General features: G+C 46.3%; 27 protein-coding genes and 1 tRNA gene. 9 read left to right on the top strand and 19 right to left on the bottom strand.

From position 1 onward, the window contains the following. Positions 1-9: 9 nt before the first annotated feature. Together GS501_RS09015 and GS501_RS09010 are read right to left on the bottom strand one after the other, a co-directional pair. Entirely contained in the window at positions 10-660 is a 651-nt protein-coding gene (locus tag GS501_RS09015) for an ABC transporter ATP-binding protein (RefSeq protein ID WP_160831536.1), read from the bottom strand. 13 nt (positions 661-673) lie between these two features. Next, a complete protein-coding gene (locus GS501_RS09010) occupies positions 674-1,840 on the bottom strand; it encodes a capsule biosynthesis protein (RefSeq protein WP_160831535.1) in 1,167 nt (388 codons plus the stop codon). A gap of 386 nt (positions 1,841-2,226) precedes the next feature. Between GS501_RS09010 and GS501_RS09005 the strand changes: the two genes are divergently transcribed. Further along, positions 2,227-3,369: a glycosyltransferase family 1 protein gene (locus tag GS501_RS09005; RefSeq protein ID WP_160831534.1), complete on the top strand. Its 1,143-nt coding sequence runs from the start codon at positions 2,227-2,229 to the stop codon at positions 3,367-3,369. 131 nt (positions 3,370-3,500) lie between these two features. Here the strand turns inward: GS501_RS09005 and galE are convergent, their stop codons facing one another. Then, positions 3,501-4,487 carry a UDP-glucose 4-epimerase GalE gene (gene galE, locus GS501_RS09000; RefSeq protein ID WP_160831533.1) on the bottom strand — a complete coding sequence of 329 codons (987 nt, stop codon included), beginning with the start codon at positions 4,485-4,487 and terminating at the stop codon, positions 3,501-3,503. A gap of 554 nt (positions 4,488-5,041) precedes the next feature. On the opposite strand from galE, the gene GS501_RS08995 reads away from it, so the two are divergent. After that, positions 5,042-5,698 (top strand): LysE family translocator, encoded by a 657-nt coding sequence (locus GS501_RS08995; RefSeq protein WP_160831677.1) that lies wholly within the window; start codon positions 5,042-5,044, stop codon positions 5,696-5,698. Positions 5,699-5,791: 93 nt separating this feature from the next. On the opposite strand, the gene htpG is transcribed toward GS501_RS08995, so the two are convergent. Next, positions 5,792-7,672 (bottom strand): molecular chaperone HtpG, encoded by a 1,881-nt coding sequence (gene htpG / locus GS501_RS08990; RefSeq protein ID WP_160831532.1) that lies wholly within the window; start codon positions 7,670-7,672, stop codon positions 5,792-5,794. A gap of 194 nt (positions 7,673-7,866) precedes the next feature. Further along, positions 7,867-8,667, bottom strand: a complete 801-nt coding sequence (locus GS501_RS08985) for an SDR family oxidoreductase (protein WP_160831531.1) — start codon at positions 8,665-8,667, stop codon at positions 7,867-7,869. Between the two features lie 50 nt (positions 8,668-8,717). Between GS501_RS08985 and GS501_RS08980 the strand changes: the two genes are divergently transcribed. Continuing rightward, positions 8,718-9,875, top strand: coding sequence for a Na+/H+ antiporter NhaA (locus GS501_RS08980; protein WP_160831530.1), 1,158 nt, complete (start codon positions 8,718-8,720; stop codon positions 9,873-9,875). Here GS501_RS08980 and GS501_RS08975 read toward each other — a convergent pair. The 4 genes from GS501_RS08975 to GS501_RS08960 all read right to left on the bottom strand — a co-directional run bounded on the left by GS501_RS08975 (position 9,835) and on the right by GS501_RS08960 (position 13,306). Then, positions 9,835-10,275, bottom strand: coding sequence for a cupin domain-containing protein (locus GS501_RS08975; RefSeq protein WP_160831529.1), 441 nt, complete (start codon positions 10,273-10,275; stop codon positions 9,835-9,837). The two genes, GS501_RS08980 and GS501_RS08975, sit on opposite strands and share 41 nt — an antisense overlap. Before the next feature lie 13 nt (positions 10,276-10,288). Then, a complete protein-coding gene (locus tag GS501_RS08970; protein WP_237442514.1) occupies positions 10,289-11,038 on the bottom strand; it encodes a copper resistance protein B in 750 nt (249 codons plus the stop codon). A 119-nt stretch (positions 11,039-11,157) separates the two neighbouring features. Then, positions 11,158-12,858 carry a copper resistance system multicopper oxidase gene (locus tag GS501_RS08965; protein WP_160831528.1) on the bottom strand — a complete coding sequence of 567 codons (1,701 nt, stop codon included), beginning with the start codon at positions 12,856-12,858 and terminating at the stop codon, positions 11,158-11,160. Positions 12,859-12,919: 61 nt separating this feature from the next. Continuing rightward, positions 12,920-13,306, bottom strand: coding sequence for a hypothetical protein (locus GS501_RS08960; protein ID WP_160831527.1), 387 nt, complete (start codon positions 13,304-13,306; stop codon positions 12,920-12,922). 92 nt (positions 13,307-13,398) lie between these two features. Between GS501_RS08960 and GS501_RS08955 the strand changes: the two genes are divergently transcribed. Both GS501_RS08955 and GS501_RS08950 read left to right on the top strand, forming a co-directional pair. Then, positions 13,399-13,620: a heavy-metal-associated domain-containing protein gene (locus GS501_RS08955; RefSeq protein ID WP_160831526.1), complete on the top strand. Its 222-nt coding sequence runs from the start codon at positions 13,399-13,401 to the stop codon at positions 13,618-13,620. A 157-nt stretch (positions 13,621-13,777) separates the two neighbouring features. Beyond that, positions 13,778-15,103, top strand: coding sequence for an MATE family efflux transporter (locus GS501_RS08950; protein ID WP_237442513.1), 1,326 nt, complete (start codon positions 13,778-13,780; stop codon positions 15,101-15,103). Here the strand turns inward: GS501_RS08950 and GS501_RS08945 are convergent. Then, complete coding sequence (locus GS501_RS08945; protein ID WP_237442503.1) at positions 15,079-16,980, bottom strand: prolyl oligopeptidase family serine peptidase; 1,902 nt, start codon at positions 16,978-16,980, stop codon at positions 15,079-15,081. The two genes, GS501_RS08950 and GS501_RS08945, sit on opposite strands and share 25 nt — an antisense overlap. A 178-nt stretch (positions 16,981-17,158) precedes the next feature. Between GS501_RS08945 and GS501_RS08940 the strand changes: the two genes are divergently transcribed. Next, a complete protein-coding gene (locus GS501_RS08940) occupies positions 17,159-17,749 on the top strand; it encodes a DedA family protein (RefSeq protein WP_160831524.1) in 591 nt (196 codons plus the stop codon). A gap of 8 nt (positions 17,750-17,757) precedes the next feature. On the opposite strand, the gene GS501_RS08935 is transcribed toward GS501_RS08940, so the two are convergent. From GS501_RS08935 to GS501_RS08915, 5 genes are all read right to left on the bottom strand, one after another. Beyond that, entirely contained in the window at positions 17,758-18,585 is an 828-nt protein-coding gene (locus GS501_RS08935) for a metal ABC transporter permease (RefSeq protein ID WP_160831523.1), read from the bottom strand. Beyond that, a complete protein-coding gene (locus tag GS501_RS08930) occupies positions 18,578-19,237 on the bottom strand; it encodes an ATP-binding cassette domain-containing protein (protein WP_160831522.1) in 660 nt (219 codons plus the stop codon). Before GS501_RS08930 ends, GS501_RS08935 begins: the two co-directional genes overlap by 8 nt. Then, the gene (locus tag GS501_RS08925; RefSeq protein WP_160831521.1) at positions 19,234-20,121 is read right to left on the bottom strand and encodes a metal ABC transporter solute-binding protein, Zn/Mn family; all 888 of its coding nucleotides are present in this window, start codon (positions 20,119-20,121) and stop codon (positions 19,234-19,236) included. Before GS501_RS08925 ends, GS501_RS08930 begins: the two co-directional genes overlap by 4 nt. Before the next feature lie 134 nt (positions 20,122-20,255). Continuing rightward, positions 20,256-20,331: transfer RNA gene (locus tag GS501_RS08920), tRNA-Ala, on the bottom strand. Positions 20,332-20,445: 114 nt separating this feature from the next. Beyond that, positions 20,446-21,060 carry a nucleoside triphosphate pyrophosphatase gene (locus tag GS501_RS08915; RefSeq protein WP_202405387.1) on the bottom strand — a complete coding sequence of 205 codons (615 nt, stop codon included), beginning with the start codon at positions 21,058-21,060 and terminating at the stop codon, positions 20,446-20,448. Positions 21,061-21,364: 304 nt separating this feature from the next. On the opposite strand from GS501_RS08915, the gene hemE reads away from it, so the two are divergent. Genes hemE through hemJ form a run of 3 tightly spaced genes read left to right on the top strand, consistent with a single transcriptional unit; the run spans position 21,365 to position 23,559 of the window. Continuing rightward, positions 21,365-22,393: a uroporphyrinogen decarboxylase gene (hemE, locus tag GS501_RS08910; protein ID WP_370517984.1), complete on the top strand. Its 1,029-nt coding sequence runs from the start codon at positions 21,365-21,367 to the stop codon at positions 22,391-22,393. Further along, positions 22,393-23,094: an HAD family phosphatase gene (locus tag GS501_RS08905; protein WP_160831519.1), complete on the top strand. Its 702-nt coding sequence runs from the start codon at positions 22,393-22,395 to the stop codon at positions 23,092-23,094. Before hemE ends, GS501_RS08905 begins: the two co-directional genes overlap by 1 nt. A 33-nt stretch (positions 23,095-23,127) precedes the next feature. Continuing rightward, the gene (gene hemJ, locus GS501_RS08900; protein ID WP_160831673.1) at positions 23,128-23,559 is read left to right on the top strand and encodes a protoporphyrinogen oxidase HemJ; all 432 of its coding nucleotides are present in this window, start codon (positions 23,128-23,130) and stop codon (positions 23,557-23,559) included. 403 nt (positions 23,560-23,962) lie between these two features. On the opposite strand, the gene GS501_RS09900 is transcribed toward hemJ, so the two are convergent. The 4 genes from GS501_RS09900 to rfbA are packed head-to-tail and all read right to left on the bottom strand — an operon-like array spanning position 23,963 to position 26,496. After that, positions 23,963-24,100 (bottom strand): hypothetical protein, encoded by a 138-nt coding sequence (locus GS501_RS09900; RefSeq protein WP_202405386.1) that lies wholly within the window; start codon positions 24,098-24,100, stop codon positions 23,963-23,965. A gap of 13 nt (positions 24,101-24,113) precedes the next feature. Next, the gene (rfbD, locus tag GS501_RS08890) at positions 24,114-25,007 is read right to left on the bottom strand and encodes a dTDP-4-dehydrorhamnose reductase (protein ID WP_160831518.1); all 894 of its coding nucleotides are present in this window, start codon (positions 25,005-25,007) and stop codon (positions 24,114-24,116) included. Positions 25,008-25,012: 5 nt separating this feature from the next. Then, positions 25,013-25,576 (bottom strand): dTDP-4-dehydrorhamnose 3,5-epimerase, encoded by a 564-nt coding sequence (gene rfbC, locus GS501_RS08885; protein WP_160831517.1) that lies wholly within the window; start codon positions 25,574-25,576, stop codon positions 25,013-25,015. Between the two features lie 17 nt (positions 25,577-25,593). Next, positions 25,594-26,496, bottom strand: coding sequence for a glucose-1-phosphate thymidylyltransferase RfbA (gene rfbA, locus GS501_RS08880; protein ID WP_202405385.1), 903 nt, complete (start codon positions 26,494-26,496; stop codon positions 25,594-25,596). Positions 26,497-26,500 lie beyond the last annotated feature (4 nt).

Here is a 26,500-nt window from a genome sequence, read left to right as displayed (position 1 = left end):
ATTCTTGTGTCAAAGAGCCTCATAAGCAGCAATAGCAGCGCCAGTGTCTTCTCCGTATTGGATAAATTTACCATTCGCAATAAGAGCCGCATGGTCGCACACACCATGTATAAACCCCATGTCATGAGACACGACGATCATAGCCCGGTCTTTTCGTTTCACAAAAAGTTCTTCTTGACAACGCTTATGAAAGCGAGCATCTCCGACCATAATAATTTCATCTATTAAATAACAGTCGAATTCAATCATGATTGAAAGTGCAAAAGCCAAACGTGCACGCATACCTGATGAATATGTCTTAACAGGTTCAGCCAATTGCACGCCGAGTTCAGCAAAGTCGTCTACGTACTCACGTGTGGACTGATAATCTAGATCATAAATCCTGCAAATAAAGCGTAAGTTATCTAATCCACTTAAGCTTCCTTGGAATGCTCCTCCAAACGCAAGTGGCCATGAAATAGACATGCTCCGTTCAATTCGTCCACTTGTCATAGGCTCAACACCACCTATGATACGTATGAGCGTCGATTTTCCAGCACCATTCCGACCAAGCACTCCCAATTTTTCGCCTGGATTAAGTTGAAAGTTAACCTTATCCAAAACCCTATGGCGCCCATGACCCAACGGGTAATCCTTTGTTATGTCTATACACTGTAACACGTTCTAACCCGCTTTAAGTGAGTTTATGTTCTCTCGCGCCACCTATCAGCAACACGATCATCAGATACATACTGAACGTCGCAGCAAACACCACCGCGATATCGGAGATTGCATGTGGATATGTTGCATAGTCCGGTAGGTTAGGCTGTGTCACTTCATCCAAATATAAAAGTTGACGATCGGCTTGAAGCTTTGCTGTAGCGAGAGCAGAATCAGCAGCTATAACTTCCTTTTCCAAAAGAGTCCTTTGAAAAATTAAGTCATCATAACCACTAACCTTAGGAACGAAAGACATGTCCGAACCCGTAATCTTCTCTTCCGCCTTCTTAATCTCTATCTCAAGAGCCGTGATACGGCGTTTATGTACTTCTATTAGTGGGCTGTGAGGTGTAGAACGCTGTAACTGTGCAAGTTCAACTCGCGTGGTCACTAACATAGTTTGAAGGCTTGCTATATCCTTCAGAATGGGCTGCGATTGCTTTGTAGGATCAAGCATCGCAATTTCGTTACGATAAGCATCAATCTTTTGATTAACGGCTGCCAACTTATTTAATGCCGATTGGAGCTCACGCGACGATGCTGCGATAGTATTAGCTCGCTGGCGGGTATTCATATCATTGACTAGATTTTCTGCCGACCTCAGAAGAGCTCTAGCCACCCTTTGAGAATCACTCGGATTAAATGTTCTTACTCGAAGTATTGATACTCCAGTGTTCGTGTCGAGCTCTGCAGTGATATGCTTCTTATAATAGCGATAGAAATGTTCAAATGTATGACCTGAATAGAAATTCGGAAAACGCGCTAACGCATCTGCCACAGGCGTATTGTAAACTTTTTTTAAGTTTTGTGTCCGCATTAGAAGCTGTGCGGCATCACGTGATGTTACATAGGCCTGGACCACATATGTATCCTCAGTGGCCGCCCCACCACCACCTTCCAACAGCCCTGTCAAGATTGGACTTGGCCGAGCATGTTGCCCACGCACAACGAACTCGGCTTCTGAAACGTACTGGGGCGTTGCTAGAAAGGCGTAATAAGCAGCCGATAGCAACGTTGGAACAAAAACGCCAATGCAAAGGCCAAGGTTCCGACGTCCCCAAGCAACAACACTCGAGACCGTGCTGCGAGCAAAGCTTATTTGACCTTCAAAAGGAGTATCATTAACAGGCACCTGATTCATGACTCTACGAATTGCCCTAAACTGATGCATCAAGCAACTCTCTTTTTCGAAACAAAATCATATCAGCCCAGCAAAGCTAGCATTTTGGTTTATCTTCTCACTAAAAATTGATACAAAAGCCACTTGGAATGTTAAAGGCTCGCTAAAGTTTTATTCCCTTAATTTTTCATCTTCCATCAACAATTGGCAAATGCGATAGTTCTTTTACCGAGATCCATTGTAACTATACGAAAATAGGTGGTGAACATTAGGAGCCATAAATCGCCTTCACCTTTACAAAATCTGTTTCTTCAGAGTTCAGTAACCAATGAAACTCTTCTTATTCTAGGTGCTATCATCTTGAATCATATGTCCAAAATAAAATCAGACTTCCAACATTTCCCCCAATGTTAATAGGGCTAGATACTCGCAATACGGGAAGAGGTCGCGGAACGGGGGTTGCAACATATGCGGCAACCTTAAAAAACGCGTGTATTGCCACAGGGCTTCAGCCTATGATGCTTCATGATGAGACGGCAACCGCTCATTCAGCACATAGTCTTGCCTCTCGCATAGCACGTGCCATACGCAGTACCATGCCATCTAGAAGCCTCAGTCTTAAACAACAAGGTTACACTTGCACCGACCTCTATCGGACGGCAGAGGTCAGGGATCGTCTATGGGAATCACCGACTCTTGTAAAATCAACGCAAAGCCCTACCATCATGCATTGGACATATCCCTTACCTATGAATTGGCCGGGTATCCCCAATATTGTCACTATTCATGATATTATACCTGTTCTACATCCAAAGCTTAGTGGGATCTCTAGTAACCGAATTATACGACGTTTAAACGATTGGATTAATAGAGCAGACGCAATTGTTACAGTGTCAAACTCTGTTAAATCTGATCTCATAAATTGTTTTTCTGTCCCAGAATCTAAAATATTTATGTCATCACAGCCCGTCTCTTTTTCTAATTCATTACTGCATGAAGCCTCTCAAACCCCAGCACCCTGCGAACCAGGCGGGTTTATTTATTTTGGAACGTTGGAAAGTCGAAAAAATATTGGCCGTATTATCGATGCACATAGTCGCTCTAAAACAACCCGGCATTTGACACTTATTGGCGAGAAAGGCCACGGCTCTGATAACGAGCTACGGGCGCTTGTTTCTCATCGGAAACCCGAGACAGTAACAATTGTTCCCTGGTGCTCTCTTCCTTCTTTAATTCGAGCCATTAGCGAGGCACGAGCCGTCGTTTTTCCATCCCTTGCGGAAGGTTTTGGGTTACCTATTATTGAAGCTATGGCTTTACAAACTCCTGTAATTACAAGTCGTGGACATGCAACAGAAGAAATTTCTGGCTCAGCAGCGTTACTTGTCAATAATACTGATACAAATGAACTCGCATATGCTTTTAATCTTTTAGACAAGGATGATGCTCTTTGCATGAAATTACAAGAAGCAGGGTTAAATAGAGCCAAAGACTTTTCTTTTACGGCTTACGCACAACGAATGTCACTATTTTATCGAACTTTTCTATAAGAACCACATTTACACTATTAGTAACCGACTTCCTAGAAGAAAAAAATTCTTACCCTGAGAAAAAATCAGGGTAAGAATAAGCGCTCATCAATTTTTCTTCTAATAATATTGGTGAAGCTACAATAACATCTTTATTTTTCGTATCCCATAGGATGTTTTTCTCTCCATAATAATGCTGTCTCCACAATTTTATCAAGATCACCAAACTTAGGAGTCCATCCTGTTTCACGCTTTAGTTTTGTAGAATCTGCTACGAGCAAAGAAGGGTCCCCCTTTCGTCTTGGTGCGGCCTCCCATGGGACTTTACGACCACTAACCCTTTCAACACTCTGAATTACTTCAAGATTTGAATACCCCTGGCCATTACCGACATTATAGGTGACGCTATTATGACTAATTTGGTCAAGAGCCCTGATATGAGCATCTGCTAAATCCGTAACATGAATATAATCTCTAATGCAGGAACCATCCCTAGTTGGATAATCAGTCCCGAATAATTTAAGTGCTGGACGACGCCCAAGGGCCGCATCAATAGTCAACGGTATCAAGTGTGTTTCTGGTCTATGATCTTCTCCTGCACGTCCCTGTGGATCAGCACCAGCAGCATTGAAGTAGCGTAAGCAAGCACTTTTCACACCGTAAATAGTATCTGCCCAAGAAAGAACACGCTCGATCATATATTTGCTCTCACCATATGGTGAGCCTGGTTGGACTGGGGCTGTTTCAAGAATTGGGTCCAGCCGCTCTGGCCCTCCAAATAATGCTGCCGTTGATGAAAATACTATTTTTTTAATACCATGTTCAACACAGTTTTGGATGAGATTTAATGCTGTTATGTAGTTCTGACGTAAGTAATGAAATGGATCACGCATACTGTCACTTACTAATGAAAGAGCCGCAAAATGAAGAACGCCATCCCAAGGACCTTGTTTCATTACTTCAGACGTTGCGGAAATATCTAGAAGATCTATTTCATGTAATTTTACATTTGGAGGTACAGCCTGCCGGTGACCTGTGCTTAGGTTGTCAAGCACAACTACCTCATGACCAGCATCCAATAACGCTAAAACAACATGACTTCCAACAAACCCGGCCCCACCCGTTACCAGATAACGCATCAATATACTCCAAAATAATTGATTTTTTCCCTCTTACCAAGATAGATAGAACGTCTAACAGATTTTTTATCATTATCTTAGTAATTATTTTTATGAAATTGAAAATTTCATAAAATCACATCTAATGAAAATTAAAAATAATAATTATTTCTTTATCGACTATAGATAAATATTTAATATTTCTATGTATAATGCATCTCATTTTATTATAGGATATTTCAATAAAACTATTACACTATTCACCCTAACGCTTATCAAGCATCTCTGATATTTTACCTATCCTTTTAGATTCTTAAGAATATGACATAGATTCCTGATATTTTTCTATTTTTTGAAAATACTGTTAAAAAGCTTAATTGTCGGAAAGATGACCATATTTTAGAATATAGAAAGATCGCTAATAACCATTTCCGAAAACGGCTTTTATTAAGCACATCTCATCACATAATTTTATAAAAACCTTGAAAAATTCTATAAATGAGATCTCCTATTGAAGGAAAAATCACATTTCTATTAAATGTACCATATCACTTATTTAAAGGAAGCAATATAAAATAAATGATCAACTATTAACATTTTTTATTGTTTCCTTTTTCCTCGTTATATCTCCAGGGCCGAATATGGCTTTAATTATTGATAATGCTACTCGATTAGGTAGAGAAAATGCGCTCGCGAATGTAGCTGGCTTGTGTACAGCGACATATTTCCACGGAGCTCTCTCTATATTGGGGATCTCAGCCCTCATCCTAAACCACAAACCCTTGTTTATCATCATAAAAATTCTTGGCGCACTCTATCTATTGTCTATGGGGTTTAAAGCAATCAAATCAGGATTTGAAAATATTAAAAAATTTAATGCCAATCAGAATTACAGTAACAATAACACCTATATAAATGAGAAAAATACTTTCAAAAAAGTACGATTATCTACAAGCTATAGAGACGGATTTATGACGCAAATATTAAACCCAAAAGTTTCTATATTTTATATCGCAGCATTCCCAAAATTTCTTTCCGGTGGAGGAGGGATTAAGAGAGGGTTTGAACTTGTTTCTATTCATTCATTTAATATTTTTGCATGGTTTACCTTTCTAACGATCTTCATATCACTTGCAAATGACATCCTCTTAAACCCAAGAGTTAAAGGCTACATCAACATATGTACTGGGATTGTATTATCATTATTCGCCCTATTTATTTCTTTTGAATAATAACACTCTAACTATCTTTTCGTTTTCTACATCAAAAAAGGGGAGGAGCCCGAAAGCTCTCTCCCCTTTTTTTCTTGTTACATCACCAATAGTTTAAGCATCAACCTTCCCAGCGAGAAGAACGGCCAAGCTACGCGCAAAACCACTTGGATCAGGCAACGGCTCACCCTCTTGGACACGGGCAAGATCAAGCAAGATACGTGCATGTTCTGACACGCCCTCGCCTTTCTCAACACGGTCTGCCAAAGCCCGAATGAGAGGATGACGTGGATTAAGCTCCAACACAGGTGGTGTTGCTGGAAGCTCCTGACCGGAACGCCGCATCAGGCGTTGTATCGCAAGGTCGGGCCCACCTTCTGTTGTTAAAACAACAGCACTTCCTGTCAGACGCACAGTGCTCCGCACATCCTTAACGGCCTCACCCAAGGCATCTTTCAAGGCTGGAATAAGCTTATCCATCTCAGCAGGCTCACCCTGCTCTTCACTCTCTGCTGCAAATTTCTCTAAGTCACCATGAGCCTGAGCGACAGAACGGAATATCTTATCCTTGTAAGAATGCAGACGGTCCGGCCAGAAGCTATCAACCGCATCGGAAAGCAAGAGAACCTCGAGCCCACGTGCACGGAAACCTTCCAACTGAGCGGATGCTTTCAACGCCTCCAAATTATCACCCACGAGGTAATAAATGGTTTCCTGCTCTGGCTTCATCCGTGAGATATAATCATCAAGCGTTGTGAAGCCATCATCATGCGTCGAACGGAACCGAGCAAACTCTGCAATTTCTTGCCGATGCTCAGAATCCTCCCACAGACCTTCCTTAACAACGAGACCAAAATTCTCCCAGAAGCTAATAAACTCGTCCCCGCCTGCTTGGGCACGATTCTTAAGCTCTGTTACCACACGCCGCGTCACAGCCTTACGAATACGCGCCAAAACAGGTGTCGATTGCAGCATTTCGCGCGATACGTTCAGCGGTAGGTCATCCGTATCTACAACACCCTGCACAAACCGCAGCCAGTTCGGCACAAGATGCGCTTCATCCGTAATGAACATCCGCTTTACATGCAGATGAATACGGCTCTCACGGCTACTTTGCTCCATAAAGTCCATAGGACGTGCGCCGGGGAAGAAGAGCAAAGCTGTAAATTCTGTCGTTCCCTCAGCATGCCAATGCAATGTCGTATAAGGCTCGTCAAACGCACGCGCGACATGCTGATAGAATTCTTTATATTGCTCTGGTGTAATGTCCGATTTGGGGCGTTTCCAAAGCGCCGTTCCTTCATTGACGGTCTGATCTTCACTTTCGCCGTCTTCCTTCTCTTCACGAAGAATAACCGGCCATGAAATATGATCAGCCCATTTCCGAATAATGCTTCTTAAACGCCAGGAATCAAGAAACTCCGTCGCATCATCCTTCATATACAGAATGATGTCCGTCCCAGCATGGTCACGCTGTGCGGAGCCCAGCGCGTAAGCCCCCTTACCTTCTGAAACCCACGAAGCCGCTGTGTCTGTCCCCGCCTTACGAGAGATAACTTCAACACGATCCGCTACCATGAAGGCAGAATAGAACCCAACACCAAACTGCCCAATCAGACTTGGGCGTTCTTCCGGCTTGGCATGAGTTAACTTCTCACCAAATGCACGCGTACCAGAACGCGCAATGGTCCCCAAATTTTCAACGAGCTCTTCGCGACTCATCCCCAAGCCATCATCCGAAAGAGTCAGGGTTTTGGTTTTTTTATCGGGCACAATGCGGATGGACGGATTTTCCGGCAATGCCAATGCAGGGGTCGTCAGCGCCTCAAAACGGCGTTTATCAATCGCATCCGCTGCGTTCGCCACAAGCTCACGCAAAAAGATCTCACGATCTGAATAAAGTGAATTAACCACCAGATCGAGCAGCTGCCCCACTTCTGCACTAAAGCTATGCTGCTCCATCTGAGGGGTATTTGCGCTGTCCGTCCCGCTCATTTCCGTAATCATCTCCCTGGTAGAAGCAGAAGAGCCACGACACATCGCACTCTTCTACTCATTATTTTAAATGACGCTGTTAGATATAACGCTGAATTTATGCTTTTCAACAGGTCTGACTTGTTAGAGTGATTAAACTCATTTCTCCTTAGTCACAGGCCTTCTTTCGAGAAGAAATGATTAAATCTACGCCGTTATCCCATCATTCCTGCCGTTGTCCCTTCATCAACGACAATGGCCGTCCCATGCAACGCATCAGCCCCATCGCCCGCCAAAAATTCAACGACATTGGCAATATCCTCTGGGGTGGAGAAGGCCCGTCCACTCGGGTTTGCCGCAGCAATTTGGCGCAACACCTCCGCTTTTGAGGGGTCCTTCAGCAAAGCATCATGCATGGATGTTTTAACCCGACCCGGTTCAACTGCATTAATGTTAATCCCTAAAGGACCAAGCTCTAGCGCTAATGTCTTTACCAAAGACGTTACAGCCGCTTTACTCGCGCTATATCCTGAATATTTCGCAAAACCATAAAATCCAGAGATAGACGAAATAGCGATTATTTTTCCGTATGATGTTGTTGCGCTCTTACGTCGAATAAACGGCAGCGCTGCTTGAATGACATTCCAAGTGCCATTCACATTAACCTTCATCATACGCTCAAAAGCATCTGATGTCTCTGCAGCAATCGGTGTATCAAAAAATACACCTGCGCTGTGTACTAATACATCAATCACACCAACATGCTCATGAATATCCGCCATGAGCACTTTCAAAGCAGAAAGATCAGTAATGTCCACCCCGTAGGAAACAACCTTTACCTTCTTACCCTTCTGATCTGCAGCTTGTTCCACAGCATCAATTGCTTGCCGATAATCCTTGGTTGAATCACTCCCCACCAACACAAGACTATGCCCTGCACGAGCAAAATGCTGCGCAATAGCGAGACCAATGCCTGATGTTCCACCAGTCACGAAAACATTTTTTTGCTGTGCCACACTATATCCCTTCCCAATAAGGAGTTCTTTACTCGTATAACGTACCCATCATGATACGCTCCATCTTTGAACGCACCTCACATCTTCACAATTACCTTACCAGCTCCAGCGTGACCGGATCCCTCCTTTTCGGTAGCGCAATCGTGGGGATTGTGATCGCCTCATCTCCATGGAGTGTGTCTTTCCAACATCTCCTTGATCACATTCCTTTTCCTTCATTGCCCCTGACAACCGAGACATGGATCAGCCATGGGCTCATGAGTTTTTTCTTTCTGTTACTTGCGTTGGAGATTCGTCAGGAGTTCGACACGGGGTCACTCAAAGAATGGAAACAAGCTTTAATCCCGCTTCTAGGAGCAGCTGGCGGCATGGCCGTTCCCGCTCTCACTGCCATCATATGTGATCTTATCGTTCCCCATTCACCAGGATTCCAAGGATGGGCCATTCCCACCGCGACAGATGCTGCTTTTACGGTTCCCATCCTAACATTGATTCCCGGCATTCCATCATCACTTCGCGCCTTCTTAATGTCTCTCGCTGTTTTTGATGATTTGGGCGCCATTCTCATTTTGGCTCTTTTCTACGGCCAAACACCTCACCTCATATGGGTTCTTGGGAGTCTTTTGCCCTTATCTGTCCTCTTTCTCATGGGAAAAAAACAGGTTCGCTCTCTGTGGTGGTATCTCTTACCAACAGCCCTCCTTTGGTTAGGGCTTTATCACGCTGGTATTGAACCAACCCTCGCTGGTGTGGCCTTGGGCGTTTGTTATCCACCTCGCTTTGGTCGAAAGATTAGCCACGTCTTAGCTTTCCCTGTTGGAACCCTCATTCTTCCGCTTTTTGCTCTCGTCAGCACAGGGATCAATCTCCGCCAAATATCCCCCCATGATCTCACTTCTGCGCCTTTTTTAAGCAGTGCTCTTGGGTTGTGCCTCGGAAAGCCCATTGGGGTCGGAGGAACTGTCTTGCTCATCAATCAAACAAAGATCCTTCCTCCCATTCCCTTTCTGAAAGGAATGGGGCTTCTCGGCATCAGCTTCCTATGTGGAATAGGCTTCACAATCAGCCTGCTGATTACACAACTAGCCTACCCTTCACCGTCCCTCCTCATGGAAGGACGATGTGGTGTGCTTATAGGGTCTATTATCTCAGCCCTTCTTGGAGCGATCACCCTTCGCTGCGTTTTTCGGCGTCAATCTGTCGAATAAAACGACGCGGATCACCGTCTTCTGGATTGATAAAGATCACATCTTCTGGATCACGCCGCGGCGTATCAATCGCCAGAAAAATCACGGGCTCTTCGAGAACAGACGGAATAGCATGGACAGCCTGCCGAGGAAAAACAATCATATGCCCCGGCTCAAAGACAGATTCGTTCATTGGATCATCAATCCAAAAGGTCCCGCGACCAGACATAACATAAAGCACTTCATCACATTGCGTATGATAGTGCGGGGGGACAGAACGATAAACTCTAAAAACACGAGTACTAACCTGCTTTGAATCCGTTACATATTCATCCATAATCATGGTTGGTGCCGTCTCAGGAAATCGTTTCATGACTTCATTGAGATCAAAACGACCACCATAACGTTCTTGCTTAGTCATTACGTTTTCCTCCTCAAAACCAACTTCGTATTCCAAATGTAAAGCGTGCCATTGATGCACGCTCCCTTTGGCGACGTGCGATTTTACGCGCCTGCGTCAGGGGGGAATCATATGTCACAGCAATATAAGGAGCAAATTTGCGCCACACCTCGTAACGAAGACGTAGCCCTGTATCAATATCTGACAAACCTGCACCAACTTGCCGTCGAGGGTCAGCACGACTGTAGAGATTAAGCTCAATTTGAGGCTGCAAAATAAGACGGTTAGTCAATAAAATATCGTATGATCCTTCAAAGCGCGCCGCCACACCTCTGTCACTAAAATATCCTGTCGCTTGCACCTCGAACTGGTAGAGCGCCAACCCTTCGACACCAAAAGCCCCCCACGCACGCGTTGGACCACTATCAAGATCCAACCGAACACCTCCTTGCATATTGAAATAACTCGATATGGCACGACTATAGAGAAGTTCCTGAGCGCCATCGCTTACTTTCCCACGTGTCATCGTCCCTTCGGTTTTTAACCAAAGGCGATTGTAATCGGTGCCATACCACGCTTCACCATCCCACCTTAACGATGACCGCCCTCCTGATTGATAACGCCCTTCAAATTCATCCAACACACCATGAAACCATGTGTTTTGATCCATTTCAGGCTTAACCCCACCTAAAAACACAATCGGCGATGGCGCATCTGCGGCTTGATGCACGACACGTGATGGCTGTGGCTGTGGCTGTGGCTGTGGCTGTGGAGATGACATCATAGAATTGCCCATTGGCATAGACATATCCCCCATATCCATTCCCGCCATTGTTTGCGCTTGAGCAACAAAAGGAGCGGTCAAGCAGGCTAGTCCTATACTCACCGTCATAGCTACCTGCCTCATGATACGGACACCACCCGGAACATGCCGGTTGCCATGTGGTACATCAGGTGACAGTGAAACGCCCACATCCCGGGGACATCTGCAGTTACCAAAAAACGCATGATCGACCCTGGTTGGGAAATAACCGTATGTTTGATAGGGCGATAATCCCCCTGCCCATTTTCCAACTCGATCCAAAGGCCATGAAGATGGAATGGATGTTCCATCATCGTATCATTTATAATGGTAAACCGAACCCTTTCATTATGCCGCAACCGAATGGGACCAGATTCTGAGAATTTTCGACCATTAAACCCCCAAATATAACGCTCCATGTTCCCTGTTGCATGAAGGATAATTTCACGTGATGGAGGACGTAAATCCATAGCTCGACGTACAGAACGCAACTGACTATAGGCCAAGACACGTCGGCCATTATGTTCAAGCCCATCCCCCGGACTGGTCGTTCGATCAATCGGATGTTTCGCTCTATTTTGATTTTCAACATTAAGTGGCGGCGGACCAGGATCATCAATTTCAGCAGCCATCGGAAACGAAGCTGAAGAAGACTTCTCCATGGTTGACATGCCCTGCATGCCCCCATGCATCATCATGTCCATTCCCATATCAACCATAGTCCGCACAGGACGTGGATCCATGGGTGGGATAGCGCCCTTTAATCCATCTCGAGGCGTGAGAGTCCCTCGTGCATATCCAGTTCGATCTTCACTCTGAGCAAAAATTGTATAGGCTTCATTCCGACGCGGCTGAACAACAACCGCGTAAGTCTCTCCCACCCCAATACGAAACTCATCTACCGTTACAGGAGCAACCGGGTTCCCATCCGCCTCCACAATGGCCATGTCTAACCCTGGAATACGTATATCGAACAAGGTCATGGCTGCGCCATTAACAAAACGCAGTCTGATTTTCTCACCAGGACGAAACAAACCGCTCCATCCTTCGTTATGCGTTTGCCCGTTTAGAAGATACTGATAAATCACCCCACTGACATCAGAGATATCCGTGGCACTCATCCGCATATGAGACCATGTTAAACGGTCTTTTAGTGCCGGAATGATTCCGCCCCCTTGGCGCGCTTCATGCGCTAAAGAGGCAACACTTCTCTGACGGAAATTATAGTAATCATCCTGCATTTTAAGATTACTAATAATCTGCGCAGGAGAGACATCACTCCAATCGGAGAGAAGCAAAATATAATCACGATCCACGGCTGGTAAGGGATCTTCACCCGCAGGATCAATGATCAACGCTCCGTACATTCCGCACGGCTCCTGGCCCCCCGCATGGCTATGATACCAATAGGTACCACTCTGTTGGACTGGAAAGCTATAAGTGAAACTTTCTCCTGCTGGAATCCCCTTATAACTTAGTCCTGGCACCCCATCCTGATCAGCAGGCAAACGGATACCGTGCCAATGAATGGTCGTCATTTCATCTAAATGATTATGAACTCGAATCCGTACTTCCTGCCCTTCACGCCATCGCAAGGTCGGGCCAGGAAGACTATCATTAATAAGATAGGCAGGCGCTGTTTGACCGCCTATCGTCATGTTCCGCCGCGTAATATGCAGCTCAATGAGAGGAGAAGCCTCTGAGGATGGGCTCGCATATGTTGCGGCTGGCAATGATGCCGCCGCAACACTGACACCCGTTCCCGCCAAAAAACCACGGCGGGATATAGGTACTAATGTCATACTATCACCGATTTTTTACAAAACGCACTTCTGCTGAAGGAAGCCCCAACAAAACGAAAAATCATGCGACGAAAAAAATCGGTGGCCTCAATAACGCTGGGCTAGAATATGAAGGCAGCTCTTGCACTTCATCATAGAATAAGGCCCTGCGGCCTTCATGCCGCTGAGGAACATTATATTCCCTTGCCAAGGTCACAAGATCACAAAAGCCATAATGTGTCGCACAACACTTCCCCGCCATATCCTCCTCCATCGGAGAAACAACAGACGAAGACATCGTGGCTTCATCAAGCAACGCATGATGCGATGATACTGCTGAATGATGATGTGAGCTAACCGATAAACCATGGGCGGACACCGTCGACACGTGCGCCATCGCTACAGGTTCAAGCTGCATAAACAGACTGACCAGCAATGATAACACTAAACGTGACAACTTCTTGCCCACGACAAGCACCTCTATGATATGTGTGCCAATATGGGTAGAGATAAGAAGAATAGCTCCGCTTTGACAAGACTTATTTTACTAGGACGATTCCTATGAGAAAAACGATCACACTTCCCGTTTACGGAATGACCTGCGATGGTTGTGTTAACGCATTATCCCGCGTGCTCAATGCGTCCCCCGCTATCAGCCAAACATCTGTAACACTTTCTCCTGGAGAGGTCACACTTGATTATGATGATAGCAAAGCAACGGTTGACGACCTTAAGTCCCTTATTTCTCAAGCTGGTTTTGATACAACCCCTCTGAAAAAATGACTTTTTACCCTTGTCATTTTCCACGTGTAAGGAGGGTAGTGCTCCCCCTCTTAAAAAGGCACAATCATTCACTATGAAAAACCGTTCTTCTTCTGCTCCCGCTGCCCCAGATCAACCGTGCCGTCCCATACGAGCACGGTTTGTGGACGGAAGTATCATGCGTCATGTTGTTGTCATGGCCGGAACGGGCGCCATTGGGCTCATGGCTATTTTCATTGTTGATTTACTGAATTTTTTCTACATTTCTCATTTGCATGACCCGACGTTAACCGCAGCGATCGCTTTCGCAACATCTCTCAATTACGTTCAAAGTGCCGTCTCAATCGGGATGTCCATCGGTTTAGGAGCCTGCACAGGACGCCTCATTGGCGCCTATCGCCACACTCGAGCCCGGCGACACGCCTCAGCGTTCCTCGTCGTTATGCTTGCCGTTACATTTATCCTTGGTTCTATCACAGCACTGCTTGCGCACCCCTTCTTATGTCTCATTGGTGCCCGAGGCGATGCGTTAATACACGCAACGCATTTTCTGCAAATCACGTCGCCCTCACTGCCCCTTCTATGCCTTGGCATGGCTCTATCATCTCTTCTACGTGCCGTAGGTGATGCAAAAAGTGCGATGCGGGTCACCCTCACAGGTGCTTTTTGCACAGCCGTGATTGATCCCATTCTTATCTTTGGTCTGCATTTCGGCTTAGAAGGCGCGGCCATCAGTACAGTTCTCTCGCGCTGCGTCATCTGCTTCAGTGGGTTTCTTCACCTTCGTGGCCACGATATGCTGGAACGACCACGTCGTCGAATTATCCCCACAGCAACGGCTGAAATTAGTAAAATTGCTCTGCCAGCGATCGCGACCAACATGGCAACGCCCATTGGCAATCTCTTCGTCACGCACGCCATGGCACGGTTCGGTCTAGAGGCTGTCTCTGGTCAGGCCGTTATTGACAGAATAGTACCTGTTTCCTTCGCCTTTGTTTTTGCTCTCACCGCTTCTGTGGGCCCCATTATGGCGCAAAATCTTGGCGCCAAGCAGCCTCACCGCGTTAAAGAGACTTTCCTTGCTGCTCTTAAATTGACGACTCTTTGTGTCGGCATTGCGTGGATTCTTTTTGCGTCAACACAATCCCTCATTCTCCACTTATTCCATGTGCAAGGTGTCGGAGTTTCCCTCGTAACACTTTTTTGTCACTGGGTTGTGGCAAGCTATGCCTTTGTCGGCCTGCTTTTCGTTTCCAACACGGCTTTCAACAATTTGGGACACCCATTTTACTCAACGGGTTTCAACTGGGCTCGCGCAACCTTGGGGACCATTCCATTCGTTACAATCGGTGCAACCTATGGTCCCCAAGGCGTCATGATTGGACAAGCCCTTGGTGTTGTCATGACGGGGTCATTAGCGATGATGACCGCTTTTTCTGTTATAAAAAAACTTAGTCATCCGCCGACGTCTAACCCCCTTCACGCACACGCAAAAACCCGTTGATAGAAGGCCAGCTCCCGTTGAAAAGCGTCCACAATGACGTCTGGCTGACGGAAACCGTGGCCTTCCTTTGGATAAACATGCAACGAGGCCTCTTCTAGTTTTCCAACCAGTGCTTCTGCTTGCGCTAGCGGCACGACTTTATCAGCGTCACCATGTAAAAAGAGAACAGGAGCTTTAATTTTTTCAGGCCAACTCACGGGTGACCGTTCAAGATATGTTGCTTCTCCTTCTGGCCACGGGGCAATCAGCCCATCAAGATAACGCGCCTCAAAACGATGCGTATCCGCGACCAAGCCACGCAAATCTGTCACACCGTAGAGCGATGTTCCCGCGACAAAAAGATCAGACTGAGCCAACGCTGAAAGAACCGTCAAACCACCAGCACTGCTGCCACGGATAACACAACGTGCAGGGTCTACGAGCCCTTGCTTGACGACCTCACGCACCGCCAAACAGCAGTCTTGAACATCTCGTACCCCCCAAAGCCCATTGAGAGCCTCTCGATAAGAGCGCCCAAACCCTGTTGACCCACGGTAATTAACGTCTAACACCGCAAACCCACGCGAAGCCCACCATTGCACCTTAAATGAAAGGTCCGTCCGCGCTTGCCCGGTTGGCCCACCATGCACAATCACCACTAATGGAGGTTTCGCATCAGGCTTCACGCAATGTTTTCCATGTGCAGGGGCGTAAAATAACGCCCGAACTGGCCCAATATCGTCAGACGTCTCACATTGTATAACACGCGGCACGGCAATATCAGCGCGCTCCACTCCCTCTGGCAGATGCCATGCTTCACGAAAACGATGCCCTTTTGCCCCAGGCCTCCCAATCATCAATGAAGGCGGATGATCAGCCGGCGCGTCAATCCAAGCAAAATCCGCCTCGTCCTTGTTTAAGGGAAAAGGAACATTCTCCGGTGTTCCTCCCCACTCAACATTTCGCCACCCAGCCTTGGGAGAATAACGACGAATTTGAGAAAAACCTTCCTTTATCCCCCGAACCAACAACTCACCATGAGGCAACGCAACATAGGACCGTTGGCCAAAGACCCAAGCGGGCAAGCCAACCTCAAGACCTGCATGTGGCAGATTAAGATCCCGCCAACGATTCTCAGACCTCACAAAAGCGATAGGTGCCCATACTCTTTCATGCCCAGCGCATGAACGATCAGACAAAGCATAAAGGCGCTCCCCATCCCATAAGGGTTCCATAACGCTGCAGGCTTCTTTTTCACCTTCCAACACATATATGGGAGTATTTCTCTCTTCTAATGACATGACGCAAAGACGTGTTTCCGTCCAAGGCATGTGAGGATTATCCCAGGCGATCCATGCAAGATAGCATCCATCAGGAGAAGGACGCGGCGAGGCATAAAAATCGGCCCGTTCATCAAGAACAGAAATATCCCCGTCAGAGGATACGGAAACTATTTGGGCACTTTCTTGATCTCCCACATGCACTTCACGCACACAGAAGACTTCCTTCCCTGACGATGAAAAAGCCAAATCCGCGAAGTAACCGTTTTTCCCATCACTTCCCGTTTCTGCACACCATAACTGAGACGTGTGTCCTTGAAGGCTCAACCATAAACCTCCCCGACGACGGTCACTAAAAATAACCTCTATCCCATGTTCTGAAAAACGGTAGGTCCAAGCCCCCCCGCCATAAACATTCACATTTGTGCCAACATCACTCTCTTGAGGGGTTAAGTCATGGATAGTTCCATCATGAGAACGCCCCACGACAACATGACGTCCTCCATCCTCAGGCCGTCGCTCTAACCAGAGCACCCACCCTTGATCAGCACGTAACTCACTAAATGTACGGTTTTTTTGAATGATTAACTGGGGGCTTACCCATGATTCCAGGCTCATTGGCAACATACCGTTTCCTCTGATGCATAATTATATTGCACTAATTAATCTGTGATATACTCTCTCGAGAACATATCCTTATCATGACGTCGATAGGAGTAGTCCCCTGCATCATATTTTCGACTTTCTAGCGCAACTTCCGAGCCAGTACGCCTATCTTGTACTGGGTGGGATTATTATGTTCGAAAGTACTGGGGTTCCCCTCCCTGCTGAAAGTCTTTTAATTCTTACATCCCTCTATGCGGCAAAAACCCATCACCTCTCTCTTGAGGGCGTCATGGCATCCGCTATTATCGGCGCCATTCTAGGGGATAACCTTGGATATGAAATAGGACGTCGCTTCGGCTATGGTTTGTTAGAAAAGCATGGAAGCAAAATTGGATTAAATTCTGACCGCCTTCTGTTGGGGCGTTATCTCTTCCGTCATTATGGAGGGCTTGGCGTTCTCATGGGACGCTTTATGGCCATTTTACGCATTTTTATAGCCCTTCTCGCAGGTGCTGTGCGTATGCCATGGCTCCAGTTCTTCTTCTACAATGCGCTAGGGGGCACTCTGTGGGGAGGAAGCTACGTTTTCATTACATACAAACTCGGTGAACAAATCGAAGATTTCTCCGGCCCTGTAGGGATATCTGTCGGTGTCGTCGCTGTACTCGGGATGGTTGGGGGTTTTCTCTTTCTTCGTCACCATGAACATGCGCTTTTAGAAAAAGCAAAACTTGACGAAGAACAGTATCTGGCACGACAAAAAAAGAAACGCACCCCATAAGACTACCACTACACTTTATTAAAAAGCTTCAATTTGAGTCGTTGAATACAAGAGACTACACTATAAAGAAGAACGGCGCCGATGCTGATCCAAAAAGAGACAGGAGCATCGGTGAACCAAGAGAGAATTAAGCCACTCCATGAGAGGGCGAGAGCTGCGATAATAGAAAAGATGATCCCTTTTAAAGGGGATAATTCTAAGCGTAGGGCTGCGGACGCTGGGCCAATCATTAAGCTGAAAGATAACAAAGCTCCGGCTATCTCGGAGCATGCTGATGTTGCTAAGGCAGCAAGGATCATAAAAGAGCGGGATATGTGTGAGACTGATACGCCGCGTGCCTCTGCGAGGTCTGGGGAGAGACTTGAAAAAAGAAGTGGGCGCCAAAGAGCCCCGAGAAGGATGATACAGAGAAGGAAAACACCTCCTAACTCCATCAATGTTGTGGTGCTGAGACTTAAGACATCGCCGAATAGAAGAGTTGTTGCCTGATTAGAAGCTGTATTAGCCTCATGAAGGCACCATACACCAAGCCCAAGGCTTGCTGTGAGGGCGAGGCCTGTCATGGTTTCGCGGCGGAGAGGGTGAAATGATCCACCAGTTTTATGCCCTTCATGAGCAATAAAGAATCCAGCAATAAGGCTTGATCCGATCATGCCGAGAAGTGGAGAAAAACCGATCCATACAGCTGCTGCAGCTCCGCTAAAACCGATATGAGGGAGGGCATGTGCTGCAAAAGTTTGTCGGCGAAGAAGCATGAACCATCCGACAATTCCCGCTAAAACGGATACGAGAAAACACCCTATAAAAGCGTGCTGCATGAAGGAAAATTCAAACATATAACTTCCCATCTTTCAGCCATATTTCACGGAGTGGCTTTGAAGAACCGTCAAGAGTTAAAGATTCATGGGCTGTCATAAGAATATTGAGACCAAGTTGTTGGTGTAACTGATTCAAGAGAACAAGATTTTTTTGTCGAGCAATTGGATCTAAAGCCGCTAAAGGTTCATCGAGAATGAGTAGTTGGGGAGATCCTGATAGAGCTTGAGCTAAGGCAATACGCTGCCTCTCTCCTCCCGATAAAACGCCAATAGGGCGATGGGCAAGTGACTGGGCGTTCGTAAGCGTCAATAACGTCATAGCATCATGCCGACGCTTTAAATTGAGTGGAAAACCCCATTTGGTCCCGGAAATACTGGCTATTACGTGATCAATAACCGGAATCATGGGGGCCGCCTCCCCTGCTTTTTGCGGCATATAACCAATATAAGGACGAGCTTTTTGGGGAGTCGTTCCCAAGACGGTTAATGATCCTTGTTGAGGGGCTTCAAGCCCTAAAAGAGAGTGAAGAAAAGAGGTTTTTCCCGTTCCATTATTCCCACGGAGAACCGTAATTCCTGTGAGTGACAATTTGAGTGTCGCGTCCGACAAGACAACACAAGGTCCAACAATAAGTTGGAGATTGTGACAAACAATATCCGATGCTCTCATGGTGTGAGAGCGGTCCTGTTGAGGGCGTGTTCGATATCATCAAGAGTGTGATTCATCCATCCTTGCCAAGACTGGCCAGTGGGTAAATTTTCACCAAGCTCTATGGTGGGGATATGATGAGCGTTAGCTAATGTTTTGATCGTTTCAACCTCGGGCGCCATGACGGTGGGATTTACGAGTAAAAAACGTATCTTATGTTGTGTGATATTTTCTTCTAGTGAAGCGGTATCACGAGCAGAAATACCATTTTCATTCATAACGGCTAAAGCCCATGGGCGGTCAACGATAGTAAGACCAGCGTAAGAAAGTAAACGCTCTCCAGCGGGTTCAGTAATAGCGATCGTTGTTCCTTGGAAATGTGCTTTTAAGTGATCCAGGCGGATAAGGATCTTCTGAGTTTGTTCTGTGAATTGATCCAGACGACCCTTAATTTCCGTCGCATGGTCAGGGTCTTTCGTTATAAGCCATTGTGCAATGTTAAAGGCTGCATGGCGCACAATTTTTGGATCAAAAAATAAATGAGGGTCATCCCCAGGACGCCAATTCCCTTCTTGTTGAGCCATATTAAAGAGATGCACGTTCTGGGGAATAAGAGAAAGAGCCCAATCATCGTAGGTTGCACCGTTCAGTAAAACGGCGTCTGCTTGCGATAAAGTGCGTGCTAAGGAAGGTGTGGGACGTAAATGATGTGGGTCAAGCCCCGAAGCCGTGATGAGCACTGTTGTATGAAGCGCGTTCCCTCCAATTTGTTGGGCGATATCACACCAAACATGCTCAACACAGACGAGCGCCTGGGGGCGAGCAGACGCACTATGCGATAGACCATCAAAGGTAAGCCATGAGCAGGTTAAAAGAAGAGCAACACGACAATAATGAGGCCACACACGGAGGGGGTGACTTTTTATATGCTTTAAAGCGTATGTTATAAGATAACATATTAAAAATAGAAAAAACCCACCCAAGGATAGAAGCCTCTTACAAAGAAAGACATTTGAGGGGGAAGATTATCATAAAGATATGGTGGAGCCAATCGGGATCGAACCGACGACCTCCTGAATGCCATTCAGGCGCTCTCCCAACTGAGCTATGGCCCCACAATCGCACTTCCAGCTGTGCGTGAGCCTCTATATCGTTCTCGTGATGGATTAGCAAGATAAAAAATCTAATCCACCATTTCTGAGATGGTTACGCGGGAAGGGGGCTTTCCGTTAAGTCATCAGCCCTGCGTGACAACGAAGTGCTTCAAGAAGGGGAAGTCTTGGTAGCCCTAAGACAGCATCCATTTCTCCCTCAATATGCTTGAAAAGATGGATTCCCGGACCTTCCATTCGATAAGCCCCGACACAGTGGATAATTTCATGGCTATCGTAACGTAAATACTGTTCTAAAAATGCGTCAGAGAAATTTCTCATGGTGAGCTGCGGTGTACTGAGATGCTGCCATACACATTTTTTATTTTTCCATAAAACAAGAGCGGTATAGAGCGTATGTGTTCGTCCGCGGAGATATTGTAGATGTCGCCGCGCGTCTTCTATTGAAGATGGTTTTGCGAAAATAGTGCCATTACATTCGAGAATTTGATCTGCAGCGATAATAATGTCGTTCTCTGAGCTCTGTTTGCTTATCGCATCCGCTTTTGCATTCGCTAAAGCATACGTCATTTCAGCAATAGAGTTATTTTGAGCATTGTTGCGTAAAGCGTCTTCATCAATATGAGCGGGTATAGCGATGGCTTTTACTCCCGCCTCGGTCAGAAGGCGCTGTCGGATTGTAGAACTGCTTGCAAGGATTAAGGGAAAGCGGGTTGGAAAATAGTTCATCATGAGGGGAAGTTTAGACAAATTAACGCGTAATGATAGCGAATGATTCCTGAGAAAAATGGCTCTAGAAGAATCCATTATGTGTACGTTTTTGAATGACATATACATACAAGTCTATTGTGGAAAAATTTGGATAACCTCCTACACTCTTTGATAAACAAGGATTTTTTGTTGATTTTTTCTGTGGGTAAAATGTGGAATTTTATTGAATAAGAAGATCACAAATCCTGCAATTTTCTCTTACATCTCTCATTCTTTTCTTTTATCAATTGGTATCATGTCTCACGAAAAAAAGATTTCCTCAGCAATGGCTGAAACTAAGCCCCTTCTTCGCGCTCTCCGAGGAGAGGCTGTGTGGCCACCTCCTGTCTGGCTTATGCGACAAGCCGGACGTTACCTTCCTGAGTTTCGCGCTCAGCGGGAAAAGGCTGATTTTTTAACACGGTGCATGACCCCGGATATTGCTGTTGAACTGACGCTTCAGCCTATTCGTCGCTATCACATGGATGGCGCCATTCTTTTTTCTGATATTTTGATTCTTCCATGGGCTATGGGCCAGTCTCTGCGTTTTGAAGAGGGGCGAGGGCCTATTCTGTCTCCTATTCGTTCAGAGCATGATCTTCAGATGTTGGATGAAGATCGCCTGATGGAGGCAACGGCTCCAGTTCGGGAAGCTTTGCGTCGACTAACAAAAGAACTTCCTAAAGAAACAACATTATTAGGCTTTGCAGGAAGCCCCTTCACCGTATCATGCTACATGATTGAGGGCGGTGGATCGCGTGATTTTATGCATACGCGCCAGCTCATGCAGAAAAATCCAGCACTTTATGATGCGTTAATGGATCTTTTGACACGTAATACAGCAAAAATGTTGTGTGGGCAGATAGAAGCTGGAGCGGAAGCGGTAATGCTCTTTGATTCTTGGGGAGGCTTGCTTCCGCCTGAGGAGTTTCGCCGTTACGTTATTGAGCCAACGCGCATCATTGTTGAGCATATTCGGAAGCACCATCCTGAAACGCCTATTATCGGCTTTCCACGCTTAGGTGGGGTGATGGTTGAGGAATATGCGACGAAGACGGGTATAAATACTCTAGCACTTGATACGGTTGCTGACCTGCCTAAGATTGCCAAAATGGTGCCTGAGCATATCACGCTTCAAGGAAATTTGGACCCTATGACGTTGCTCAATGGCGGGGAGCGTTTGGTGCAGGAGGCGAAGCGGATACGTGATACCTTGAAAGGGCGCGCTCATATCTTCAATCTAGGGCATGGGGTGATGAAGCAAACACCACCCGAGCATGTGGCAACATTGGTTGAAACAATAAGGAACGTGTAATGCCCGCTACTGAGCTAAGAAATGGCCTGAAATTGGTTATTTTTGATTGCGATGGTGTGCTCATTGATAGTGAGCGTCCTTCGTGTCACGCGACAGCACGTTTTGCCCGTTCCATCGGTTTGGAGATGAGTGACCAAGAGGCGTTGGAGCGTTTTGCCGGGAAGGCGCTTCCTCAAGTTGCGCGTGAGCTCAGTAAACTTTCAGGACATCCGCTCCCCCCTGACACGGCAGATCGGCTGCGTCAGGGGTTGGTTGATATGATGAAGAAGGGGGCGTCCCCTGTTGATGGAGCTCCAGAGCTTTTAAAGGCTTTGGTCGCCCATCATATTCCGATAAGGGTGGGCTCTAATTCTTCGATGGCTGAGATGGAAGCCAAATTTCATCGTACGGGAATGGATACATATCTACCAGAGGATCGTATTCATTCGGCAGTGGATATGCATCATCCAAAACCAGATCCCGAGGTTTATCTTTATGCCGCGCGTCAGGAAGGTGTGTTACCGACAGAAGCTGTGGTTGTAGAAGATAGCGATACGGGAGCTGATGCGGCACGCCGGGCAGGAATGTCGTGTATTTTATTACGTGATGATGGGCATCCATTACCACCGTACTGGCCGGTTGAAGGGTTTGTACGTGTGCAACATTTGTCCGAAGTGTTGCCATTGATAGAAGCTAAAGTGGCGCCAGGCGTCAAAAAGTAGATAAGGAGAGTAAATGCCGTGACATTGTTTTTAATGGGCCATTTAAGTTGGATTCTTGCCCTTCATGTCATGGCATTTATTTCTTGGATGGCGGGATTGTTTTATCTGCCTCGTCTTTTTGTTTACCACACACAAGTGTCAAAAGGTTCTTCGGAGAGTGAGCGTTTTTCATTAATGGAAAAACGTTTATTGCGACAGATCATGACGCCGGCCATGTGTGTGACGCTTCTTACAGGGGCTATTATAGCGTCCCTTCCGGGTGTAATTGACTGGCATGCTGCTTGGTGGTGGGTGAAGTTGTTATGTGTTGTGGGAATGTTTGCGTTTCACGGTGCCTGCGCGCGTTGGTGGAAGGGGTTTGCTAGCGGTAGAAACACGCATGACGAACGTTTCTACCGTTTGGTGAATGAAATCCCCACCGTTTTAATGATGGTTATTGTGATTATGATCATTGTGCGCCCTTAGGGTCTGTTAGAATTTAAGGAATAACGTTTCTTCCTATATGGAAGGGATGAGTATGACGGACAGCGTCATTTCTGACAGGATGTGACTCCGCCTCAATCACTTAATTGAAGAATAGCGCCCCAAAGGTAAGAAAGCTCCACATTATCTGAGATGAACTGTTTCAGCCATTTTCTGGCGTCATCAGAATGGCACGAAATGGCGTGCCATTCCTTCTAAACTGGGACTTAATAGCTGGCTGCCCACAATATGCATACAGAAATAGACAGTTGGTGGAAAATCTCTGGGCAAGGCTCAAGAAATGAAGGGCAGCGGCAACACGCTATGAAAAAACAGCTTCATCTTTCATATCCGTGCTCTACGTCGCTGCTTCAGTTGATTGTCTTAAATTCTAACAGAACCTAAACTAAAAATCACTTAATGTAACAATTCTCCAATGAAGCAAAAAAATAAACACAACCAACATGACATGAATAATAATAAGGGTCTTCATGTCTATGACAGGCACAGCACTAGGATCCTTAGCCGAGCGTTTCCACAACATAATATCTATTCCTTTACAGGCCTTTCATAAGACGCTGCACAGTCGCAGCAACGCTCTGCTTCCAGTCAGGAAGACGTAAACCAAAAATACGTTCTAATTTCTCATTGCTTAATCGTGAATCTGCCGGGCGAGGGGCAGGAGTAGGCCAGTCTTCTGTTTTAATGGCCTGAATTTCAGGCAATGGTTGCCCATATCGCTCTGCCTCTTTCAATGTAACAGAGGCAAGATCATACCATGTTGCAGAGTCCCCACCACCGGTTGCATGGAAAACTCCAGCATAGGCAGGCTTCCATCCTGTTTCACGGATTTTGGCTATAATACCAAGAATAACGCGGGCTAAATCATCTGCACTTGTTGGATTTCCACGTTGATCCCCAACAACACGTAACACCGGATTTTTTGCACCAGCATTAAGCATCGTCCGCACAAAATTCTTTCCATACGCCGAATAGACCCACGCTGTCCGCAAAATAATATTCTTACCATTCATTGCCAAAATGGCTTGCTCACCAGCAGCCTTTGTTCGGCCATAAGCCGTTGCTGGCGCAATTGGATCACTCTCCACATAAGGTGTCCCTTTGCGTCCATCAAAGACATAATCCGTGGATACATGAATGAAAGGAATATCACGCGTCATACATTCTCGAGCCAGAAAGGCCGGCCCTGTATGATTAGCCTTCTTCGCCGATGCTTCTTCACTCTCAGCTAAATCCACAGCCGTCCATGCCGCTGCATTAACAACAAATTTTGGATTTAACCGCTCCAAGATATCAGCAATTTGCTCAGGACGCTCCAAATCATAATCTGGGCGACCAATGGTCGCAACGTCCGTGCCTCCCAGCTGACGTAACGACGTTGCCAATTGTCCTTGGCGGCCAATAACCAGGATGAGTGAAGGAGACATCATAACAATTATCCTGTGTAAGAAAACCAGTCTTTGGCCGCAGAAAACGACGGAGAAGCAAGATCTTTTTCTGATAGAACAACCTGTTCTGGGTCAACTGGCCAATCAATACCAATCTCTTTACAATCCCAGCGCACGCTCCGCTCAGAAGCTTTGTTATAGAGAGCGGTGCATTTGTACTGCACCTCTGTGTTTTCCTCCAACGTGACAAAACCATGGAGGAACCCTGCTGGAATCCATAATTGCGACCAGTTTGACGCAGATAGCTCTGCCCCAGCCCATTGCCCATATGTGGGAGAGCCTGTCCGCGCATCAACAGCCACATCCCAAATAGAGCCTCGCGTCACACGAACCAACTTTCCCTGGGCATATGGCGCGAGCTGACAATGTAACCCACGCACAACCCCCTTCTGCCGTGAAAGACTCTGATTATCCTGCACAAAAGTTTCGGAAATCCCAGCGTCCTTCATCCGTTGAACATTATATGTTTCAGAAAAAAAACCGCGGCTATCTTCGAATCGGGGAGGTGTTATGAGTAAAACCTCAGATAGAGAAAGAGGGGTAACCTTCATAAAATTCTCTCCAACTCTTACTTCTTATGCTTGGAAGGATGTTTGCTACCATCCGCAACTTTGATCAGCATCTGCCCAAGGGCTGTTTTATGCATGCTCTCTCCGCGTTCGCGAAGTTGATCAACAGAAATAAACCCCATCCGGAAAGCCGCTTCCGTTGGCGACCCAACCAACAGCCCTTGCCGTGACTGAATAGCCTGAACAAAGGTGCCTGCCTGCATCAAGCTATCAGGAGTCCCTGCATCCAACCATGCACAACCACGATCAAGGTGATCTACTTGCAATGTGCCTTCTTCAAGATACAGATGGTTCAAATCCGTAATCTCGAGCTCTCCACGCGCACTTGGCTTTACCTTATGCGCCATCTCACACACACGATGATCATAAAAATACAATCCTGTCACAGCCCAATTGGATTCAGGATTTTTCGGTTTTTCAATGATATCTAATGCGCGCCCTGTTTCATCAAACGTCACAACCCCATACCGCTCTGGGTCACGAACCTGATATGCAAAAACAGTGGCCCCAAGCTGCCGCCGCGTTGCATTGAAAAGCATAAACTCTAAGCGATCAGCAAAAATGAGATTATCGCCCAACGCCAAGGCACAAGGCGAGCCTGCGAGCCAATCTTCTGCAATAAGAAACGCCTGAGCGATCCCATCAGGGCTCGGCTGCGCTCGGTATGTGAACTGGACCCCAAAAGTCTTCCCATCACCCAACAAGCGCTGGAACTGCGGAAGATCATGTGGTGTCGTGATGATCATAATATCCCGAATACCAGCAAGGATCAGCGTGGAGAGCGGGTAGAAAATCATCGGTTTATCGTAAACAGGCAGGAGCTGCTTCGATGCCGCTAATGTCATGGGGTGAAGGCGTGTACCAGACCCACCAGATAACAAAATCCCCTTTGTCTGAGGCATAGTC

The sequence above is a fragment of the Saccharibacter sp. 17.LH.SD genome, from assembly GCF_009834805.1.
Lineage (GTDB): Bacteria > Pseudomonadota > Alphaproteobacteria > Acetobacterales > Acetobacteraceae > Saccharibacter.
The sequence above is the reverse complement of the archived record's forward strand: the minus strand, read 5'-3'. Positions and strand labels throughout refer to the sequence as shown.

What these genes read in the sequence shown, in the direction of transcription:
- GS501_RS08965 (WP_160831528.1), bottom strand. Translation starts at nt 12,858, where the DNA reads ATGACATTAGTACCTATATCCCGCCGTGGTTTTTTGGCGGGAACGGGT.
- GS501_RS08930 (WP_160831522.1), bottom strand. Translation starts at nt 19,237, where the DNA reads ATGAGAGCATCGGATATTGTTTGTCACAATCTCCAACTTATTGTTGGA.
- galE (WP_160831533.1), bottom strand. Translation starts at nt 4,487, where the DNA reads ATGCGTTATCTGGTAACGGGTGGGGCCGGGTTTGTTGGAAGTCATGTT.
- GS501_RS08905 (WP_160831519.1), top strand. Translation starts at nt 22,393, where the DNA reads ATGCCCGCTACTGAGCTAAGAAATGGCCTGAAATTGGTTATTTTTGAT.
- GS501_RS09010 (WP_160831535.1), bottom strand. Translation starts at nt 1,840, where the DNA reads ATGAATCAGGTGCCTGTTAATGATACTCCTTTTGAAGGTCAAATAAGC.
- GS501_RS08950 (WP_237442513.1), top strand. Translation starts at nt 13,778, where the DNA reads ATGCGTCATGTTGTTGTCATGGCCGGAACGGGCGCCATTGGGCTCATG.
- rfbA (WP_202405385.1), bottom strand. Translation starts at nt 26,496, where the DNA reads ATGCCTCAGACAAAGGGGATTTTGTTATCTGGTGGGTCTGGTACACGC.
- hemJ (WP_160831673.1), top strand. Translation starts at nt 23,128, where the DNA reads ATGGGCCATTTAAGTTGGATTCTTGCCCTTCATGTCATGGCATTTATT.
- rfbD (WP_160831518.1), bottom strand. Translation starts at nt 25,007, where the DNA reads ATGATGTCTCCTTCACTCATCCTGGTTATTGGCCGCCAAGGACAATTG.
- hemE (WP_370517984.1), top strand. Translation starts at nt 21,365, where the DNA reads ATGGCTGAAACTAAGCCCCTTCTTCGCGCTCTCCGAGGAGAGGCTGTG.
- GS501_RS08915 (WP_202405387.1), bottom strand. Translation starts at nt 21,060, where the DNA reads ATGATGAACTATTTTCCAACCCGCTTTCCCTTAATCCTTGCAAGCAGT.
- htpG (WP_160831532.1), bottom strand. Translation starts at nt 7,672, where the DNA reads ATGAGCGGGACGGACAGCGCAAATACCCCTCAGATGGAGCAGCATAGC.
- GS501_RS09900 (WP_202405386.1), bottom strand. Translation starts at nt 24,100, where the DNA reads ATGTTGTGGAAACGCTCGGCTAAGGATCCTAGTGCTGTGCCTGTCATA.
- rfbC (WP_160831517.1), bottom strand. Translation starts at nt 25,576, where the DNA reads ATGAAGGTTACCCCTCTTTCTCTATCTGAGGTTTTACTCATAACACCT.
- GS501_RS09005 (WP_160831534.1), top strand. Translation starts at nt 2,227, where the DNA reads ATGTTAATAGGGCTAGATACTCGCAATACGGGAAGAGGTCGCGGAACG.
- GS501_RS08975 (WP_160831529.1), bottom strand. Translation starts at nt 10,275, where the DNA reads ATGACTAAGCAAGAACGTTATGGTGGTCGTTTTGATCTCAATGAAGTC.
- GS501_RS08970 (WP_237442514.1), bottom strand. Translation starts at nt 11,038, where the DNA reads ATGATGTCATCTCCACAGCCACAGCCACAGCCACAGCCACAGCCATCA.
- GS501_RS08940 (WP_160831524.1), top strand. Translation starts at nt 17,159, where the DNA reads ATGTTCGAAAGTACTGGGGTTCCCCTCCCTGCTGAAAGTCTTTTAATT.
- GS501_RS08935 (WP_160831523.1), bottom strand. Translation starts at nt 18,585, where the DNA reads ATGTTTGAATTTTCCTTCATGCAGCACGCTTTTATAGGGTGTTTTCTC.
- GS501_RS08955 (WP_160831526.1), top strand. Translation starts at nt 13,399, where the DNA reads ATGAGAAAAACGATCACACTTCCCGTTTACGGAATGACCTGCGATGGT.
- GS501_RS08945 (WP_237442503.1), bottom strand. Translation starts at nt 16,980, where the DNA reads ATGAGCCTGGAATCATGGGTAAGCCCCCAGTTAATCATTCAAAAAAAC.
- GS501_RS08980 (WP_160831530.1), top strand. Translation starts at nt 8,718, where the DNA reads ATGATACGCTCCATCTTTGAACGCACCTCACATCTTCACAATTACCTT.